Genomic DNA, 19,371 nt, shown 5'->3' with positions numbered 1-19,371 from the left:
GGTCGCTCAACTCACGTCGTGCGACCTCTCTCGTCGGGCTTCGCCTTACTTCGTGACCTGGCCGCGGATTTCGCCGCCCGGGTTCGCCGCGGTGTGGATGTTGACGTAGTACTTGCCGGCGAGGAGATCGGCGGCCTGCGCGTCGGTCAGTGTCGCGCTGCCTTCGACCGGGCTCGACGTCGCATTCGGGATCGCGACCGCGACGCCGGCGTTCTTGCCGGCTTCGGCGGGCCCGTGGAAATGTGCCGCAGTGGCGGGACCGCTGAGTCCGGAATAAGTCACCTTCCAGCTCAGCTTCTTGGTGGCGGCGTCGTAATCGATGTCGGCAGTGCCGGTGCCGGCGCTGGTATTCGCCGGTACTTCGGACTTGGCGTCCAGCGTCGCCTTCATCTTCTCGGCGAAGGCCGGGCCGGCGAATGCGATCGCGGCGCCCAGCGTCAGTGTGGCAAGCAAGGTCTTGTTCTGCATGGTGCTCTCCCTTTTGACGTCACAAGATGGTTTCGACCTTCAAACAGCGGTTGCGCCGGTTTATTCCCCAAATCATCGTGAAGGCGCGAAATTTGATGCGAGCTTGTTGGCCCGGTTTTCGATCATACTGGTTGATGCAGTGAAGCGCCCAATGACGGATCAGTGAATGCTGCGACGAATTCTCCTTCTGGCCATTCTGGCCGGTATCGCCGGTTTCGGCGTGTTCTGGTGGCTGACCATCCCCGCAACCGTTGCCGCGAGCGCGCTGCCCGCGCATCAGGCTGATCTTGCAAACGGCCGCGAGATATTCAACGCGGGCGGCTGCTCTTCGTGCCATGCCGTGCCGAAGCAGGACGACCGGCTGAAGCTCGGCGGCGGGCTCGCGATCCCGTCGCCGTTCGGCACGTTCTATGCGCCGAACATCTCGCCTGATCCGAACGACGGCATCGGCCGCTGGAGCGAGGCCGACTTCGTCACGGCGGTGATGAAGGGAACTTCGCCGGTGGGAACGCATTTCTTCCCGGCGTTTCCCTATACCTCGTATGAGCACGCCAAAATCAGCGACGTGCGCGATCTCTTCGCCTATCTGAAGACCTTGCCCGCTGTCGTCGGCAAGGTGCGCGACCACGACGTGCCGTTCCCGTTCAACATCCGCCGCAACATCGGCATCTGGAAACTGCTGTTCATGGACGACAAGCCGCTCGTCGCTGATACGAGCAAGTCCGAGCAGTGGAATCGCGGCGCCTATCTCGTCAACAGCTTTGGCCATTGCGCCGAATGCCACAGCCCGCGCAATTTTCTCGGCGGCATCATCACGGCGCAGCGCTTCGCCGGCGGCCCGAATCCGGAGGGCGAGGGCTGGGTGCCCAACATCACGCAGAAGCGGCTCTCGGACTGGAGCGCGAAGGATATTTCCTACTTCCTCGAAAGCGGCCAGACGCCGGATGGCGACAGCGCCGGCGGCGCGATGACGCGGGTGATCAAGAACACCTCGCAGCTCTCGGCGCAGGATCGCGACGCGATCGCCGAGTACATCAAGTCGTTGCCGGCGGTCGAGGGACCGCCGCGGCCGAAGAAGCCGGAGAAGAAAGAGTCCTAACGCCCGCCGAACGCCTTGAAGGTGATGATGGTGAGGGTGTCCTGGATGCCCGGGATCACCTGAACCTTCTCGTTGATGAAGTGGCCGATGTCGGTGTCGTGGTCGACGTAGAACTTGACCAGGAGATCGTAGTTGCCCGCGGTGGAGTAGATCTCCGATGCGATCTCGGCCTCCGCCAGCGCGTTCGCGACGGTGTAGGACTGGCCGAGCTTGCACTTGATCTGGACGAAGAAGGGAACCATCGCTTTGTCTCCGGGGAATTGCCGACAATAGGCCAAAAACCGACGGCCGTGGCAAGGCCAAGTGGCGGCCTAGGCTGCGGCCGGGCGCGATGGCAAGTCACGGCAAATCCAGCCGAACTTGCTGCAGGTAGGCTTCCCGCGGTAGGAAAGGCCATGACCCCGTTCCCATCCACCGCGTGCGCCCTGTCATGACGCCGGTCGCGCTCACCATTGCCGGTTCGGATTCCTCCGGCGGCGCCGGCATCCAGGCCGACCTGAAGAGCTTTGCCGCGCGCGGCGTCTACGGTGCCTCTGTGATCACGGCGCTGACGGCGCAGAACACCAGGGGCGTCACCGGCATCCATCCGGTGCCCGCCGACTTCGTCACCGCGCAGATCGATGCCGTGTTCTCCGACCTTGCGGTCGGCGCGGTGAAGATCGGCATGGTGGCGCAGGTCGAGACCATCTCCGTGATCGCCGACGGGCTGAAGCGCTGGGCGCCGCGCCATGTCGTGCTCGATCCGGTGATGGTCGCAACCTCGGGTGACCGGCTGCTTGCGGCCGAGGCGGTCGATGCGCTGAGGACAAAACTGTTTCCGCTGGCGTCGCTGATCACGCCGAACCTGCCGGAGGCCGCGGCGTTGCTGAACGAAGAGGTCGCAGAGACCGAGGCCGACGTCGAAGCCCAGGGCAGGCGATTGCTGGCGATGGGATGCCGCGCGGTGCTGGTCAAGGGCGGTCACGGCCATGGCGCCGAGAGCATCGACTATCTGATCGACAGCGAGCGCAGCGTCGCGCTGGTCGCGCCGCGCATCGCGACGGCGAACACGCACGGCACCGGCTGCTCGCTGTCGTCGGCGATCGCAGCAGGGCTTGCGAAAGGCGAGGGTCTGGAAGCCGCGGTGCGCAGCGCCAAGGCCTGGATCACCCAGGCGATCGCCGAAGCCGATCGCTTCGCCGTCGGCCACGGCCACGGTCCCGTGCATCATTTCCACAAGTATTATTGAAGCTCCCGTCGTCCGGATGAAACGAAGCGTAATCCGGGTTAGGGCCATCCGCGGTTACAGCGGCCCCGGATTGCGCTTCGCTCCATCCGGGCTACGCACCGTCATTGCGCAGCGAAGAAGCAATGACGCGCGCAATCTTGTCCCATCGCGTTACACAAGCAACACATCGCAATGTTCCGCACAGCTTGCGGCCGCGATGTCGCCAGATTGTCGCATGCCGCTGTTATCGGCAGTGAAGGGGCGTGCAACTGATTCTCGTTAACTGATTGTGGGGCCTTGGGTCGCGGGGATCGTCATCGCCTTGTCACAGGAATCTGTTAGGTGCACGGCATGGGAAGTGACTCCTTGAGTGAAGAAAGCCCCGAGCGGCGCTTTCGCACTTTGTTTATCTCCGATGTCCATCTCGGAGCCCGCGGTTCGCAAGCCGATCGCCTGCTGGACTTCCTCCGCTCCCACGATGCCGACACGATCTACCTGGTAGGCGATATCGTCGACGGCTGGGCGCTGAAGTCGAACTGGTATTGGCCGCAGACGCACAACGATTTCGTGCAGAAGATGCTGCGCAAGGCGCGCAAGGGCGCCAAGGTGATCTACGTCCCGGGCAACCACGACGAGTTCTTGCGCAAATATTACGGCACCCATTTCGGCGGCATCGACGTGGTGGAGAACACCGTCCACACCGGCGCCGACGGCAAGCGCTATCTCGTGATCCACGGCGACATCTTCGATCTCGTGGTGCAGAACGCACGTTGGCTCGCCCATCTCGGCGACAAGGCCTACGACTTCGCGATCCAGATGAATCGCTTCGTCAACTTCTTCCGCAAGATGTTTGGCGTGCCGTACTGGTCGCTGTCACAATGGGCCAAGCTGAAGGTCAAGAAGGCCGTGAACTATATCGGCGCGTTCGAATCGACGCTGGCCGGCGAGGCGCGCCGCCACGGCTGCGACGGCGTGATCTGCGGCCACATCCACTACGCGACGATCCATGACGAGCACGGCATCCGCTACATGAATTGCGGCGACTGGGTGGAGAGCTGCACCGCGCTCGCCGAGCATGAGGATGGCCGCTTCGAGATCATCACCTGGACCGACCCGGTGCGCCGTGTGACGCCGGTGCCGCGGGTCACGGCACGCGCTGCATGACGCATATCCTGGTCGCGACCGATGCGTGGCATCCCCAGGTCAACGGGGTTGTCCGCACGCTGACCATGATGGCGCAAGCGGCGAAGTCGCTCGGCGTCGAGGTGAGTTTCTTGACGCCGGACGCGTTCCGCACCTTCGCGATGCCGAGCTATCGCGATCTCAGACTGGCTTTGCCGTACCAGGCCAAGGTCGCAGCCATGATCGAGGTGGCGAGGCCCGACAGCATCCACATCGCGACCGAAGGCCCGATCGGGCTTGCGGTTCGCCGCTACTGCCGCAAGCGCGGCCTGCCGTTCACGACCAGCTTCCACACCCGCTTCCCCGAATACGTCTCGGCGCGGACGCCGATTCCGGAAGGTTGGGTCTGGCGTGCGCTGCGTTGGTTCCACCGGCCGAGCCAGGCGGTGATGGCGGCGACGCCGGCGCTGGCGGCTGAACTGCGCCAGCGCGGCTTCCGCAACGTGGTGCTGTGGTCGCGCGGCGTCGACACCGCGCTGTTTCATCCGCGCGACGTCGATCTCTGCCTGCCGCAGCCGGTGTATCTCAGCGTCGGCCGGGTGGCGGTGGAGAAGAATCTGGAGGCCTTCCTCGATCTCGATCTGCCGGGCACCAAGGTCGTGGTCGGCGATGGTCCCGCGCGGCTGGCGCTGGAGCGGAAGTATCCGGAGGCGGTATTCCTCGGCGCCCGCCATGGCGAGGAACTGGCCGAGATCTATGCCGCCGCCGACGTGTTCGTGTTCCCGAGCCGGACCGACACGTTCGGCCTCGTGCTGCTGGAGGCGCTGGCCAGCGGCCTGCCGGTTGCCGCTTTTCCGGTCACCGGCCCGAGCGACGTGATCGGCTCCGCGCCGGTCGGCGTGCTCGACGAGGACCTGCGCCAGGCCTGCCTGGAAGCGCTCAGCATTTCGCGTCAGGCCTGCGTCGATTTCGCCGCACTCCACACCTGGCAGGCCTCGGCCCGGGTGTTCATCGACCGCTGCATGAATGTCCGCCCCGTACCGCCCGATGGCGAGGGGGAGGCGATCGAGTTCGGTGCCGAAAAACACCATTTTGCCGCCCTGCCGGCCCCCCAAGCCACATCAAGATAAAGCGTCTTGCCGGGCCGTCCGCTGCCGCGATACAAATCGCGGATGACGGACACCGCTCTAAATCCACCCGTCGCTGCCGCGGACATCGATGCCGCCGCAAGGGTGGTCGCGCCGTTCGCGGTGCGCACGCCGCTGTTGACCTTCCCCGTCCTCAATGAACGGGTCGGCACCAAGGTCTTCCTGAAACCCGAGATGCTGCAGCGGACCGGATCGTTCAAGTTCCGCGGCGCCTTCAACAAGCTCGCCTCTATACCGCAGGACAAGCGCGGCGGCGGTGTGGTCGCGTTCTCCTCGGGCAACCACGCCCAGGGCGTGGCGGCCGCGGCAAAGATCCTCAACATGCAGGCGACCATCGTGATGCCGGCGGACTCGCCGCTCACGAAACGCCAGCGCACCGCATCCTACGGCGCCGAGGTCGTGCTGTACGACCGCGACCGCGACGACCGCGAGGCGATCGCCAACGGCATCGCCGGCAAGCGCGGTGCGACCTTGGTGCGGCCCTATGACGATCCGTTCGTGATCGCAGGCCAGGGCACCGCCGGCCGCGAGATCGCCGAGGACATGGCCGCGCTCGGGCTCACACCGGACATCGTGGTGGCGCCAGCCTCCGGCGGCGGCCTGATCGCGGGTGTCGCCACCGCGGTGAAGACGAGATTCCCGCAGGCGCAGGTGATCGTCGCCGAGCCGTCGGGCTACGACGATCACGCGCTGTCGTTGAAGGCCGGCCATCGCGAGGCGCATCCGGTCGCGGCGCGCACCATCTGCGATGCGCTGATGGCGATGATGCCGGGTGAGCTCACTTTCGCCATCAACAGCAAGCTGCTCGCGGCCGGCGTCAACGCTTCCGACGATGAAGTCGGCGCCGCCGTCGCGTTCGCCTATCGCGAGCTGAAGCTGGTGGTCGAGCCCGGCGGCGCGATCGGACTCGCAGCGCTGCTGGCGGGGCGGATCGACGTCAAGGACAAGAACGTCGTGATCGTGCTCTCGGGCGGCAATGTCGACGCGGACTTGTTTGCGAAGCTGGTCGCTTGAGCCTGTGACTCGTTGCTCACCTTGCAAGGAACGATAGAGCCGTCACCCTTCGAGGCTCGCACCTCCAGCGACAAAGGCGAAGCCTTTGCGCGGGGGTGACGGGCTGAGAATCACGAACGCCTTACGAGAAGAATGCGATCTTCTCGGTCTGGCTCATGCGGCGGATCGGCGCCAGCGGATCGTTGGCGGCAAGGTTCGGCCGCTTGACGAGGCCGCTCGCGATGATGGTCGATCCTAGCGATATCTCGGCGTTCGGCTCAGGCGCAGCTTCGGTGCGAACCGGCGGTGGAGGCGGGCTCGCAGGCGCTTCCACAATTCGTGTGGCGGCCATCGCCGCCGGCGCGCCGACCGACTCCAGGACCCGCACCGGCTCCGGTACCCGCAGAGCAGGCTCCGGTACCCGTACAGGCTCCGGCGTCCGCGCGGGCTCGGGCGCCTGCATGGTCATTTCCGGCTCGGCAGCCATCGCTTCGGCGACACGCATCTCCTCAGCGATGCGCATCTCCTCGGCGATCGCCTCTTCGTCGATCGGATCGGGCGCACCCATCTCGGCCGCGATCAGGTCGAGCACGCTTTCATCATGCGCGTCGGCGGCGGCTTCCTCGGTGGCGCGGGCGAGCTCGGCGGCCTCGGCTTCCGCGAGCGCAGCCTCGGCCTTGGCCAGCGCCGTATCGCTCGGCGAAGCTGTTTCGGCATTGGCGACGGGCGATGCGACGAACTCAGCAGCAGGCATTGGCGAGACGACCGTCTGAGCCGGCGGAGCTGGCTCGGTGGTCATCGCGTCGGACGCCGGGCTTTCGGCCACCGGCGGTGAGGGCGGAGCCGCAGCCGGCTCCGCGACAGCAGCCTCGGCGACCTCAGGCTCTCCGGCAGTCGCGACCGCCTGATTCGGATTGAACTCGGCGAGCCGGCGCGCCAGCGTCGCAAAGGCGGCATCCAGCACGCCCTTGGCCTCGCCCATCGAGAGCTGGGCAGCGCCGGCCTCGATGGCGCTGACCTGCGAATCGATGATGTCGCAGATCCGGCCGTCATTGCCGATCTCGCGCAGCCGCCAGGAGATCTCGCGAATCACCCGCACGCCCTTGCGCACCGGCGCCAGCGTCTGCTCGAAGCTGATACCGTCGAGCGCGCCGGCGGCCGAGGCCTGGGCGGATTCGATGACGCCGCGCAGAGCGCCCAGCGCCTGTTCCAGCTGCTCGTCCCGGAAAGCGTCCGCGGCGGCCTGGCGCTGCGCGGAAAGGCTCTCCTCGATCCGCGCCACGGCGTCGAGCACCATCCGCGTATCGGCATTGCGGTTGCGTTTGGCATACTCGCCGAGGAACCAGCGGCCCCGCGAGGTCTCCATGAAGGCCGCACTGATCGCGGCATAGTCCTCCTCGCTCGGCTGGGCCGCGCGAGCGGAAATCGGCGACAGGGCGAATGCTTCTTCGGCCATCACAATCTCTCCGCGCAAATCACTGCGCGTTACGCTAACGATCACCACGATATCGCGCGAATCGCAATTGAATTGATGTCTTCCGAATCACAAATCCCCATCGCAGCCAAAGTTGCATCGCGGCGATTCGCGGCGCGACTCGCGGCGTTCTATGCCACGCTGTTCGGCGTGACCGGGGCCCAGCTGCCGTTCTTCACGGTGTGGCTGAAGGCTATCGGCATCGACGCCACCTGGATCGGCATCATCACGGCGGTGCCGCCGGTGACGCGCTTCACCGTGCTGCCGATGGTCACGGCAGCTGCAGAGCGGCGCCAGATGCTGCGCGGCGCGATCATCGCTACCGCCTTCGCCACCGCGTTCGGCTTCGCGCTGGTCGGCACCCAGCATCAGCCGTTCCTCGTGCTCGCGGTCTACGCGCTGACCTGCTGCGTGTGGACGCCGATGGTGCCGCTGACCGATGCCTATGCGCTGCGCGGCGTCAGGCAGTACGGCCTCAACTACGGACCTCTGCGGCTGTGGGGTTCCGCCGCCTTCGTGGTCTGCGCGCTGATCTGCGGGCTCTTGCTCGGCTATGTCGCCGCGGTGCATCTAATCTGGATCATCACGGCGGTGACCGTGCTGGGCGCGCTGGTCAGCCTGACGCTGCGGCCGCTGCAACGCCCGACGGCCGCAACAGTGCCGACGGGCAGCGCGCGAAAACTGCTGCGCGATCCGGCCTTCCTCGCCATCATCGTGGCCTCGGCGCTGATCCAGAGCAGCCACTCCGCCTATTACATCTTCGCCTCGATCGCCTGGCAGCAGGCCGGCCTCAGTGGTCTCACGATCGCCGGCCTGTGGGTGCTCGGTGTCGTCGCCGAGATCGTGCTGTTCGCGCTGTCGCCGCGCTTCACGCTGCCGCCGGCGACACTGGTGGTGATCGCGGCTTTGAGCGCGGTGGCGCGCTGGACCATCACCGCGCAGGATCCACCGCTGCCTGTTCTCGCCGTGGTGCAACTCGGGCACGGACTGACCTTCGGGCTGACCCAGGTCGGCATCATGGGACTGATGATGCATCACGTCGGCGGACACATCATGGCGCGCGGGCAGGGCTATCTGGCGGCCTGCGGCGGCATTGTCGCGAGCACGACCTCGATCCTGTGCGGCATGGTCTATGCGCGCTACGGGCTCGGCGCCTATTACATGATGGCGGCGATGGCCGGTTCAGGCGGGCTCGTGATGTGGCTGGCGCGTAAGCGCTTCACCTCTCATCCCCACAGCGCCGCGTCCGGCGGATAGACCAGGCTGCCCGCGTAGCGCAGGCCGTGGTCGCGGTCGCGTGCCAGCAGCAGCGGGCCGTCGAGATCGACGAAGCGCGCGCCTTGCGCGATCAGCATCGCGGGGGCCATCGACAGCGAGGTCGCGACCATGCAGCCGATCATGATCTCGAAGCCGAGCGCGTCGGCGGCGTCCGCCATCGCGAGCGCCTCGGTCAGCCCGCCGGTCTTGTCGAGCTTGATGTTGACCGCGTCATAGCGGCCGCGCAGCGCCTCGAGCGAGGCGCGGTCGTGCACGCTCTCGTCGGCGCAGACCATCACCGGGCGGTCGATCCGCGCCAGCGCCTCGTCCTTGCCCGCCGGCAGCGGCTGCTCGATCAGCGTGACGCCGGCATCGGCGCAGGCCTTGAGATTGGCGGCGAGATTGTCCTCGGTCCACGCCTCGTTGGCATCGACGATCAGTTCGGACGACGGCGCCGCCTTGCGCACGGCGGCGATCCGCGCCGCATCGCCGTCGCCGCCGAGCTTGATCTTGAGCAGCGCGCGGTGCGCGGCCTTCGCGGTGGCCTCGGCCATCACCTCCGGCGTTCCGAGCGAGATCGTGTAGGCGGTGGTGCGTGGCTCCGGCGCCGGCCGGCCGAGCAGGCTCCAGATCCGCTCGCCGGCGCGCTTGGCTTCGAGGTCCGCCAGCGCGCAGTCGAGCGCGTTGCGGGCCGCACCGGCGGGCATTGCGGCCTGTAGGGCGCTCCGGTCGATGCCGTTCGCCAGCGGCGCCTGCATGGCCAGCACCGCCTGCAGCGTCGCCTCCGGCGTCTCGCCATAGCGCGGATAGGGCACGCATTCGCCGCGGCCGGTGAAGCCGCCCTGGCTGACCTCCGCCACCACGACCACGGCCTCGGTCTTGGCGCCGCGGCTGATCGTGAAGCTGCCCGCGATCGGCCAGCGCTCGATCCGCGCGCTCAAGGAAATGGTTCGGGAAGGGCTGGAAGTCATTTTAAAATCTACTATTTCCTGAACCGTGGCTTGCGAGGCGCAACCAACTATGGCTGTTTAGTGACAGATTCGACGAGCCGATCCGGCCGTGCCGGAGCCTGCGTTCAAACCGACAGCCGGGCAAGGGGTTAGGCAACATTGAGCGGCGACCCGACACTGGAGCGGATAGCCCAAGGCGAGGGACTGGCATTGTGCGCGGCGGGCGACTGGACCGCCCGCTTTGCCCCCGCCCTTGAACGGATCGTCTCCGATGCCGAGAAGCTGCGCGGCAGCCGGCCGCATATCTTCATCGACGTGTCGCAGGTCGCAAGCCTCGATACGTTCGGCGCCTGGCTGATCGAGCGGCTGCGCCGCAGCCTCAGCGATGCCTCGGCGGAAGCCAAGATCGCGGGCCTCTCCGCCAACTACTCCAGCCTGGTCGACGAAGTCAGCCGCGTCGGCGAAGCCCCGAAGGGCGATGGCGACGCGCTGTCGGTCACGGGCATGCTCGAGCAGATCGGCCGCGTCGTGGTCGGCATCGGCGGCACCATCGTCAGCCTGGTCGACATGCTCGGTGCGGTGCTGGCCGCCTCCGGCAAGGTGCTGATCCGTCCGCGCAGCTTCCGCCTGACCTCGACGGTGCATCACCTCGAGCAGGTGTGCTGGCGCGCGGTGCCGATCGTGGTGCTGATCACGTTCCTGATCGGCTGCATCATCTCGCAGCAGGGCATCTTCCATTTCCGCAGGTTCGGCGCCGACATCTTCGTCGTTGACATGCTCGGCGTGCTGGTGCTGCGCGAGATCGGCGTGCTGCTGGTCGCGATCATGGTGGCGGGCCGCTCCGGCTCGGCCTACACCGCCGAGCTCGGCTCGATGAAGATGCGTGAGGAGATCGACGCGCTGCGCACCATGGGCTTCGATCCGATCGAGGTCCTGGTGCTGCCGCGCATGCTCGCGCTGGTGCTGGCGCTGCCGATTCTGGCCTTCCTCGGCGCGATGGCCGCGCTCTATGGCGGCGGCCTGGTGGCGTGGCTCTACGGCGGCGTCGACCCGGAAGCGTTCCTGCTCCGCCTTCGTGACGCCATATCGATCGACCATTTCATCGTCGGCCTGGTCAAGGCGCCGGTGATGGCCGCGGTGATCGGCATCGTCGCCTGCGTCGAGGGACTTGCGGTGCAGGGCTCGGCGGAATCGCTCGGACAGCACACCACCTCGTCGGTGGTGAAAGGGATCTTCTTCGTGATCGTGATGGACGGCGTGTTCGCGATCTTCTTCGCCTCGATCGGGATGTGACGATGGCGGAGCAGGAGCAAGACGCCATCATCCGCGTCCGCGACGTCACCGTGCAATTCGGCAAGACGCGCGTGCTCGACGGCCTCGACCTCGACGTGAAGCGCGGCGAGATCCTCGGCTTCGTCGGGCCGTCGGGCGCCGGCAAGTCGGTGCTGACGCGCACCATCATCGGCCTGGTGCCGAAGGTCGCCGGCCGCATCGAGGTGTTCGGCGTCGATCTCGACGCCGCCAATACCGCGCAGCGCCGCGCGGTCGAGCGGCGCTGGGGCGTGCTGTTCCAGCAGGGCGCGCTGTTCTCATCGCTCACGGTGCGACAGAACATCCAGTTTCCGGTGCGCGAATATCTGCGCGTCTCGCAGCGGCTGCTCGACGAGATCGTGGCGGCCAAGCTGGTAATGGTCGGGCTGAAGCCGGAGGTTGCTGACCGCTATCCGTCGGAACTGTCCGGCGGCATGGTCAAGCGCGTCGCACTGGCGCGCGCGCTCGCGCTCGATCCCGAGCTGGTGTTTCTCGACGAACCGACCTCGGGCCTCGATCCGATCGGCGCCGGCGATTTCGACGATTTGGTGCGCACCCTGCAGCGCACTTTGGGGCTGACGGTTTTCATGGTAACCCACGACCTCGACAGTCTTTATACCGCGTGCGACCGTATAGCCGTTTTAGGGAACGGTAAGATCATTGCTGCAGGATCGATCGCCGACATGAAGGCATCGCAGCATCCGTGGCTGCAGCAATATTTCAACGGCAAGCGCGCCCGCGCCGTTGTGGCATAGCGCATGATCCCCGATCGCGGAGGCCGGTGCTCCGGCCGGATCATGTGCCAACAGGGAGTTCGACGGGCCCAGATGCAGCCGAGCTGCGCGAGGGCCTAGGAAGCAATCGATGGAAACGCGGGCGAACTACGTCCTGATCGGGGCATTCACGCTGGCGGTGATCGCGGCCGCGTTCGGCTTTGTGCTCTGGTTCCAGAGCCTGCACACCACCAAGCAGCGCAGCCCTTTGCGGGTGATTTTCGAGGGCCCGGCCTCCGGCCTGCGCAACGGCGGCAATGTCAATTTTAATGGTATTCGGATAGGGGAGGTCATCTCCGTCAAGCTCGACAATCCCCGGCGCGTGGTCGCGCTGGCGATGATCGAGAACAACGCCCCGATCCGCAAGGACACCGTCGTCGGCCTCGAATTCCAGGGCCTCACCGGCGTCGCCGCGATCTCGCTGAAGGGCGGCGAAGAGGCTGCCCCGCCGGTGCCGCTCGACGAGGACGGCATCCCGGTGCTGACCGCCGACCCCAACGCGCTGCAGGACGTCACCGAGGCGATCCGCGCCACCTTGCAGAACGTCAACCGCATCGTCGCCGACAACCAGCAGTCGGTGAAGAACTCGCTGAAGAACCTCGAGACGTTCACGCAGGCCCTGGCGCGCAACTCCGAGAAGATCGACAACGTCATGCTCAAGGTCGACGGCGTGATGGGCAAGGCCGACAGCCTGATGCTCGGACTGGATACCATCGCCGGCGGCAAGACCGGCGGCGAGCTCAACCAGATGGTGAAGTCGATCCGCGACCTCGCCGAGGATCTCGACAAGCGCTCCGGCGCGCTGATCTCCGACGGCCGCCGCACGCTCTCCGACATCAGCCGCGCCGTGAACAATTTCGATCGCAACCCGAGCCGCGTGATCTTCGGCGGCAGCAACAACGCCGCACCGGAGCCCGCGCCGGCGCCGGCCCCCGCGGCGCCCGGGCCGGGGCCGCGGCGGCGGCAGTGAGTCGGTCTGCGAGCAGCGAGTAGTTTTCCCGTCTGCCAATCCCGTCATTGCGAGCGAAGCGAAGCAATCCACCTGTCCGCACGCGCGGAGCGATGGATTGCTTCGTCGCTTCGCTCATCGCAATGACGTGTTGAGACTGTAGCAGCGCGGCCGGTAACCAATCCGCTCTCGCATTCGCGCTAGCCCAAACGAAAACGGAGGCCGATCGGCCTCCGTTTCCATTCGCTACTCACTATTCGCGAAACTTACCCTAGCCGTCCGGCCGCATGGGCGAGCAGGGTGTACACCAGCCCGGTCTCCGAGGTCAGGTGGCTGCGCAGCTCCTGCTGGCCGCGGCCCTCGCGGGCGACCTCGTCGAGCACGCGCTCGAACTCGGCGATGTAGCGGTCGACCGTCTGCTTGAAGCCGCGCTCTGAGCGGTACTTGCGCGCCACTTCGTCGAACGCCTTCTGGCCGGCCGGCGTGTAGAGGCGCTTGCTGAACGCCTTGTTCTCGCCGCGCTGGTAGCGGTCCCACATCTCGGCGGCGAGGTTGCGGTCCATCAGCCGGCCGATGTCGAGCGACAGCGACTCCAGCGGATTGGCGGCGGCCTGCGGCGGCTGTTGCGGGCGGGGGCGCGGAGCCTCGCGGCTCGGCGGGGCCGGCGGCGGTGCGTCGCTGCGGTTCAAGAGATCGGACAGCCAGCCGTCACCGCGGCCGTTGTCGGGGCCTGCCGGGCTGACCGGCGGCGCCTCGGTGCGGCGCGAGGCAGGCATGCCGAGATCAGGCGGCGGCAGTGTCGAGGCGCTGTTGCTGTTGTCGCGCATGACGGTGTCACGCATGCTGGTGTCACGCATCGCTGCGTCGCGCATCCGCGCCTCGTTGCGGCCACCGGCGGCGGCCATCAGCGGCTCCTCCTGGCGGGCGCTGCTGCGGCCGGCGCTGACCACGTCGAGGCCGCGGCCGTGATGGGCCACGATGCGGTTGAGCTCGGCGAGGGCCTCGATCTGGTCGACGATCACCTTGCGCATCTGCGCGGTGTTCTCGGCGGCCTCCTGCGGCATCTCCAGCACGCCGCGGCGCAGCTCGTTGCGGGTAGCCTCGAGTTCGGAGTGCATCTCGCCCGCCATCTGCTTCATCGCCGCGACCATCGCGGTGAACTTCTCGGTCGATTCCTTGAACATCGCATCGGTCTCTGCGTTGCTCTGCTGGTAGAGATCGTTCATCGCGTCGACGGTCTGCTGGCGCTCGTTCTCGGCGGCGAGCCGCACCGCTTCGAACTGCCTGCTGATCGCTGCCGAGCCGGCGCCCGCGGTCTCCGCCACCACGCGGGCGATGTCGCGGGCACGCTCTTCGGCCGCGGCCAGCGATTCATCGAGCAGGCCGGTGAAGCGCGACAGCCGCTGGTCGAGATCGGTGGTGCGCAGGTCGATGGTGTTGACCAGCGCTTCCAGCGCCGACTTGCGGTCGTTGACCGAAGCCGTCGTCGAGCGGTTGGCCTGCTCGACCGTGGCAGCCGCATCGATCAGCGCCTTGCCATGGGTCTCGAACTGGGTCGACAGCTCGCCGAGGTCCTCCAGCGCCTTGCTGGTCTTGCTGTTGAACACGGTGAGCTGGTCTTCCAGCGTCTGGGTCGCCACGCCGTTGCGCGAGGTGACGTCGTTCATGGCGGACACGAAGTCGGCCACGCGGGTCACCAGCGCGCGCTCCAGCGAGTTGAGGTTGTCGTGGGCGCCGGTCAGCACCTCCTGCAGCAGGATGTTGCCCTCGCGCAGCCGCTCGAACAGCGCCACCGTGTCGGTGCGCAGGATCTTGCTGGTCTCCTGCATCTCGGTGACGGCCGAGATCGAGACCTGGCGCGACTGGTCGATCGCCGCGCGCGAGGCCTGCTCGAGGTCCTTGAGCGACTTCGCCACCGCGCCGGTCGCCTGGTCGCCGGCCGTGGTGATGTTGCGCGCGACATCGTTGCCGTGCGTCGCCATCGACTGCGAGAACGCCATGCCGCGGCTCTCGATCGCCTTCAGCGCATCGGCGGTGGCGCGATCGATGTCGGTCGCGAGCTGGCTGGACTTGACGCCCAGCGCCTCGACCAGGCTGCCGCGGCGGCCGTCGACCATCTGCGATAGGCGGTCGGCCTGCTGCGCCACATAGGTGACGATCTCGTCGGTCTTGCCGGTCATCGCCGAACCGAAGGCGCTGGAGGCCGACAGCACCGCACGCTCGATGTCGGCCGCGGTGGTCTTGACCTTGGTCGAGACCTCGCTGGACATGCTGACCAGCGCCGCCTGGGCATTCTGCGCCGAGGTCTGGATGTTGTCGGTGGTCTTGGTCGTGACCGCGCCAAGCGCGCGCTCGATATCGGTCGAGAGCACGCGGATCTGGTTGACGGCATCGCCGGAGGTTGCCGCGAACAGGCTCTGTGCCTCGCGGGCGTTGCCGAGGATGGTCTGGGCGGCTTCCGCGCTGCTGGTGGTCAGTGAGCGCTCGATCTCGCTGGAGATCTCGCGGATCTGGCTTGCCGCCTCGCTGGCGGTTGCCGTGAACGAGGTCTGGGCCTCGCGGGCGCTGCCGAGGATGGTCTGCGCCGTGTTGGTGCCGACCGTGGTCAGCGTGCGTTCGATATCGACAGCAAGCGACTTGACGTGGTTGGCCGCTTCCGACGAGGCGGAGATGAGGGTGTTCTGCGCCTCGCGGGCGCTGGCGGTCAGCACCTCGGCAGTGCCGTTGCCGGCCATCGACAGCGAGCGCTGGATATCGGCGGCAAGCGCCGACACCCGGGTCACGGCCTCGGTGGAGGTGTCGACCAGCGTGGTCTGGGCCTCGCGTGCACCGGCAGTGATCGCTTCGGCGGTGGCCGAGCCGACCATCGACAGCGAACGCTCCATGTCGGCCGCCAGCGTGCGGACCAGGTCGGCGGCCTCGGTGGAAGCGCCGGCCAGCGTGCTCTGGGCGTGGCGGGCGCTGGACACGATCGATTCCGCGGTAGCGGTGCCGGCGGTCGAGAGCGAATGCTGCACGTCCGCGACCAGCGTACGCACCAGGTTGGTGGCTTCGGTCGATGCACCGGCGAGGGTGGTCTGCGCCTCGCGGGCGCTGGCGACGATCGATTCCGCGGTGGCGGAGCCGACGATCGACAGCGAGCGCTCGACGTCACTGGTGAGCGACTTGACCTGACCGGTGACGTCGCTCGATGCCGAGATCAGCGCGGTCTGGGCCTCGCGGGCGCCGGTCATGATGGCTTCCGCGGTGGCCGTGCCGGCCATCGACAGCGTACGCTCGACGTCGGCGGTCAGCGACTTGACCTGGGTTGCGGCATCGGTGGATGCCGAAACCAGCGTGGTCTGTGCCTCACGAGCGCCGGTCATGATGGCTTCCGCGGTGGTCGTGCCTACCATCGTCAGCGAATGCTGGACGTCGGCGGCCAGCGACTTGACCTGGGTTGCGGCATCGGTGGAGGCCGAAACCAGCGTGGTCTGCGCCTCGCGGGCGCCGGTCATGATGGCCTCCGCAGTGGCCGTGCCCGCCATCGACAGCGAATGCTGGACGTCGGCGACCAGCGACTTGACCTGGGTTGCGGCATCGGTGGAAGTCGAGACCAGCGTGGTCTGTGCCTCGCGGGCGCCGGTCATGATGGCTTCCGCGGTGGCGGTGCCGGTCATCGACAGCGAGCGCTCGATGTCGGCGGCCAGCGACTTGACCTGGCTGGCGGCATCGGCGGAGGCCGAGACCAGTGTGGTCTGTGCCTCGCGGGCGCCCGACAACACGGAGGACGCGGTGGCGGTACCGGCGGCCTGCAGCGTCCGCTCGACATCTTCGGACAGCGACTTGATCTGCGAGGCGACGTCGCCCGAGGCGGAGACCAGCGAGGCCTGCGCGTCGCGGGCGCTGGTGAGGATCGAATTGGCGGCGCTGGTGCCGACCGCGGTCAGCACGCCCTCGACCTCGGCCGAGCTCAGCTTGAGCTGCGCGCCGACGTCCGAGGAGACCATGAGCAGCGCCTGCTGCGCGGTGCGCGCGCCGGTCTGGATGGTCTCGCTGGTGTTGACCACGAGGTTGGTGAGCGAGCGCTCGGCGTCCTCGACATGGGACTTGATGCTCGACGACAGCAGCTCGGCGCGGGACATCAGGTCCTCGCTGGCCTGGCGGCCGGAGCTCTCGATGCGGCCGGCGACCGCCTCGACGCGCGAACCGAGCAGGTCCTCGAACTGCGCGACGCGGGTGTCGATGTCGTTGGCAACCGCGCCGACACGGGTCTCGATGCCCTGATGAATATCGGCAAACCGCGCCGAGATGGCGTCGGTGAGATGCGCGCTGCGGCCGTTGATGGTATCGGCCAGCCGCTGGCTGTGGCCGTCGATGGTCTCGGCGACGTTGTTGATGCGGTGATCGACCGCGGCGATCGCCTGCGCGGTGCCGTCGATCAGGGTCGTGTTGAGCAGGCCGAGGCGCGAGTCGATCGACTGGATCGCCTGGGCGGCGCCTTCGGTGAGCGAGGTCGCGAGCGTGCCGAGGCGGCCGTCGATGGTCTCGGTGACCGATTTGGCGCGGCTGTCGAAGGTGACCTCGAGCGTCTTGAGCCGGCCGTCGATGGTGTCGTCCAGCGACCGCAGGCGGTTGTCGAGCGAAGAGTCGAGCGTCGACAGGTGGCCGCCGAGCGAGGTATCGAGCGTCGACAGATGACCGCTGAGCGAGGTGTCCAGCGTGCCGATCTTGGTGGCGAGCGAAGAATCCAGCGAGCCGATCTTGTTGGCGAGGGCGCTGTCGAACGTCGAGAGCTTGTCGTTCAGCGAGGCGTCGAGATTGTTGACGCGGCTGCCGAGCGTGGTCTCGAACTGCAGCAGGCGCTGGTCGAGCGAGGCGGTGATCTGGCCGCTGTTCGAGGTCACGCGATGGTCGAAGGTGTCGACATAGGTCTTCAGGCTCTCGGCGATATCCTGCGTGCGCTGGCCCATGCGCTCGACGATGTCGCCGCCGAAGGTCTTCACCGTGCGGTCGAACTCCGAGATGTGGCGGGTGATCAGCGCACCGAGCGTGCCGGAGTCGCGGGCGAACCTCTCGGCGAGCTCGCTGCCGTGGTCCTTCACGAGCTCGTCGAACGCGGTCATCTGCAGCGACAGCGAATCGTGCGCGGTCTCGGTCTGGCTCACCACCTTGGCGACCAGCGAATTGACCGTGACGTCGAGCGCTTCGGTCGCCTTGTCGCCGCTCGTCATGATCTGGCCGGCGAGGCGGTTGCCGGCGTCGTCGATCTTGCTGATCAGGTCGTTGCTGCGCAGCTCGAGCTCGAGCAGCAACGAATCGCCGGAGTTCTTCATGGAATCGTGCACCTGCTCGGTGCGATCGGTGATGCCGTCGATGATGGTCGCCGAACGCTGCTCGAACTCGCCGGTGATGCGGTCAATGCGCTCGTTGAGCAGCTCGTGGACGCGATCGGCGAGGTCGACGAACTCGTCATGGACGTGGCCGGTCTTGAAGTTGAGGCTGGTGGTCAGCCGCTCGGAGGCCTCGAGCACGGCGCGCGTGGTCTCGGAACTGGCTTCCTCGAGGCGGTCGAGCAGGTCGCCGCCGCGCTCGCCGAGGGCCAGGATCATGTTGTCGCCGGCATGGCTCAGTGCGGTCGTGATGTGCTGGCCGCGTTCTTCCAGTGCGCTGGTGATGCTCTTGGCGACCTCGTCGACGCGCGAGGCGATCGCGTCCGAGATCAGCGCGATGTCGTGGCGCAGGTCGATCTGTACGCCGGAGATCGCGCTGCGCACCTGCTCGGCCTGGCCGACCAGGTTGTCGCGCTGATGGGCGATGTCCTGCAGCAGCGCGCGGATGCGCACTTCGTTGTCGGAATAGGCGCGCTCCAGCGCCGCGACCTCGTTGGCGACGAGGGATTCGAGTTCGCCGGCGCGCGCGATCGCGCGCTCGACGCCGTCGCCCATCGCCGCGACTTCGCGGCGGATCGCCTGGCCGACGGTGACCATGGAATCGGCGGCCGCGTTTTCCGGCTCCGAGAAGCGGATCGCGACCTGCGCCATCGACTGCGCAATCATCTGCATGCGCTGGCCGTGCGAGGCGAGGCTGGCGAGATAGTAGAACAGCAGCACCGGCACGGCGAACAGCACGGCGAGGCCGGCGAGCACCAACACACCGGTGCCTTGCGCCATCGCGGCCTGCAGCGACGGCCAGAACGCGATCGTGAGGATCAGTCCGCCGAGCAGCCAGGCGCCGGAGCAGATGAAGAACAGCGTGAAGGCGTTGCGCGCGGGACGGCCGCCCTGCAGCGCTTGCAGCATCTGGCCGATGGTCGCGCGATCGTCGTTGGCGGCGCGGCGCGGGCTGCGCGGTTCCTCGATCGGCTGGAACGCCGGGGCAGAGTGGGGCTCGAAGGGTGAAGCGGCGAAATCAGGCGCTGCCGGCGGATGGTTCGGCGGCGCGTTGCCGTCGTTGACGGCGCGGTTTTCTGCGCCCTGTTCGCTGATGTTGAGGGCTTCCTGAATGGCAGAAAGCGCGACTTCGGTGGGATCTTTGACCTTCTTTGGTGTGTTTGCCATGTTCAGTCTGAGCCCTCTCACTATTTACGCGTCGGCGAGCCTGCCTGCGTCCCCCGCAAGCTCGAAGCCGGTGCCCACAAG

General features: G+C 67.0%; 14 protein-coding genes. 9 read left to right on the top strand and 5 right to left on the bottom strand.

Features of this window, described 5'->3' with window-relative positions:
- Positions 1-45: 45 nt before the first annotated feature.
- Complete coding sequence (locus JQ633_RS30025; protein WP_211988927.1) at positions 46-468, bottom strand: CHRD domain-containing protein; 423 nt, start codon at positions 466-468, stop codon at positions 46-48.
- A 166-nt stretch (positions 469-634) separates the two neighbouring features.
- Here JQ633_RS30025 and JQ633_RS30020 point away from each other — a divergent pair, with 166 nt between their 5' ends.
- Complete coding sequence (locus JQ633_RS30020) at positions 635-1,567, top strand: cytochrome c (RefSeq protein WP_211988926.1); 933 nt, start codon at positions 635-637, stop codon at positions 1,565-1,567.
- On the opposite strand, the gene JQ633_RS30015 is transcribed toward JQ633_RS30020, so the two are convergent.
- Positions 1,564-1,809, bottom strand: a complete 246-nt coding sequence (locus tag JQ633_RS30015) for an Lrp/AsnC ligand binding domain-containing protein (RefSeq protein ID WP_211988925.1) — start codon at positions 1,807-1,809, stop codon at positions 1,564-1,566. The two genes, JQ633_RS30020 and JQ633_RS30015, sit on opposite strands and share 4 nt — an antisense overlap.
- Before the next feature lie 188 nt (positions 1,810-1,997).
- On the opposite strand from JQ633_RS30015, the gene thiD reads away from it, so the two are divergent.
- From thiD to JQ633_RS29995, 4 genes are all read left to right on the top strand, one after another.
- Positions 1,998-2,795, top strand: a complete 798-nt coding sequence (gene thiD / locus JQ633_RS30010; RefSeq protein WP_211988924.1) for a bifunctional hydroxymethylpyrimidine kinase/phosphomethylpyrimidine kinase — start codon at positions 1,998-2,000, stop codon at positions 2,793-2,795.
- A gap of 330 nt (positions 2,796-3,125) precedes the next feature.
- A complete protein-coding gene (locus JQ633_RS30005) occupies positions 3,126-3,938 on the top strand; it encodes a UDP-2,3-diacylglucosamine diphosphatase (RefSeq protein WP_211988923.1) in 813 nt (270 codons plus the stop codon).
- A complete protein-coding gene (locus JQ633_RS30000; RefSeq protein WP_211988922.1) occupies positions 3,935-5,026 on the top strand; it encodes a glycosyltransferase family 4 protein in 1,092 nt (363 codons plus the stop codon). The genes JQ633_RS30005 and JQ633_RS30000 overlap by 4 nt, the downstream gene beginning before the upstream one ends.
- 42 nt (positions 5,027-5,068) lie before the next feature.
- Complete coding sequence (locus JQ633_RS29995) at positions 5,069-6,058, top strand: threonine/serine dehydratase (RefSeq protein ID WP_211988920.1); 990 nt, start codon at positions 5,069-5,071, stop codon at positions 6,056-6,058.
- A gap of 121 nt (positions 6,059-6,179) precedes the next feature.
- On the opposite strand, the gene JQ633_RS29990 is transcribed toward JQ633_RS29995, so the two are convergent.
- Positions 6,180-7,493, bottom strand: coding sequence for a hypothetical protein (locus JQ633_RS29990; protein ID WP_211988919.1), 1,314 nt, complete (start codon positions 7,491-7,493; stop codon positions 6,180-6,182).
- Between the two features lie 75 nt (positions 7,494-7,568).
- Between JQ633_RS29990 and JQ633_RS29985 the strand changes: the two genes are divergently transcribed.
- A complete protein-coding gene (locus JQ633_RS29985; RefSeq protein ID WP_211988918.1) occupies positions 7,569-8,768 on the top strand; it encodes an MFS transporter in 1,200 nt (399 codons plus the stop codon).
- On the opposite strand, the gene dgcA is transcribed toward JQ633_RS29985, so the two are convergent.
- The gene (gene dgcA, locus JQ633_RS29980; protein WP_211988917.1) at positions 8,738-9,739 is read right to left on the bottom strand and encodes an N-acetyl-D-Glu racemase DgcA; all 1,002 of its coding nucleotides are present in this window, start codon (positions 9,737-9,739) and stop codon (positions 8,738-8,740) included. The genes JQ633_RS29985 and dgcA overlap by 31 nt on opposite strands.
- A 138-nt stretch (positions 9,740-9,877) precedes the next feature.
- Here dgcA and JQ633_RS29975 point away from each other — a divergent pair, with 138 nt between their 5' ends.
- The 3 genes from JQ633_RS29975 to JQ633_RS29965 all read left to right on the top strand — a co-directional run bounded on the left by JQ633_RS29975 (position 9,878) and on the right by JQ633_RS29965 (position 12,772).
- Positions 9,878-11,011, top strand: coding sequence for an MlaE family ABC transporter permease (locus JQ633_RS29975; protein ID WP_211988916.1), 1,134 nt, complete (start codon positions 9,878-9,880; stop codon positions 11,009-11,011).
- 2 nt (positions 11,012-11,013) lie between these two features.
- The gene (locus JQ633_RS29970) at positions 11,014-11,784 is read left to right on the top strand and encodes an ABC transporter ATP-binding protein (RefSeq protein WP_211988915.1); all 771 of its coding nucleotides are present in this window, start codon (positions 11,014-11,016) and stop codon (positions 11,782-11,784) included.
- A 109-nt stretch (positions 11,785-11,893) separates the two neighbouring features.
- The gene (locus tag JQ633_RS29965) at positions 11,894-12,772 is read left to right on the top strand and encodes an MlaD family protein (protein ID WP_211988914.1); all 879 of its coding nucleotides are present in this window, start codon (positions 11,894-11,896) and stop codon (positions 12,770-12,772) included.
- Positions 12,773-13,017: 245 nt separating this feature from the next.
- Here the strand turns inward: JQ633_RS29965 and JQ633_RS29960 are convergent, their stop codons facing one another.
- Entirely contained in the window at positions 13,018-19,290 is a 6,273-nt protein-coding gene (locus JQ633_RS29960; protein WP_211988913.1) for a negative regulator of septation ring formation, read from the bottom strand.
- Between the last annotated feature and the right edge of the window lie 81 nt (positions 19,291-19,371).

The sequence above is a fragment of the Bradyrhizobium tropiciagri genome, assembly GCF_018130505.1.
GTDB lineage: Bacteria > Pseudomonadota > Alphaproteobacteria > Rhizobiales > Xanthobacteraceae > Bradyrhizobium > Bradyrhizobium tropiciagri_B.
The sequence above is the reverse complement of the archived record's forward strand: the minus strand, read 5'-3'. Positions and strand labels throughout refer to the sequence as shown.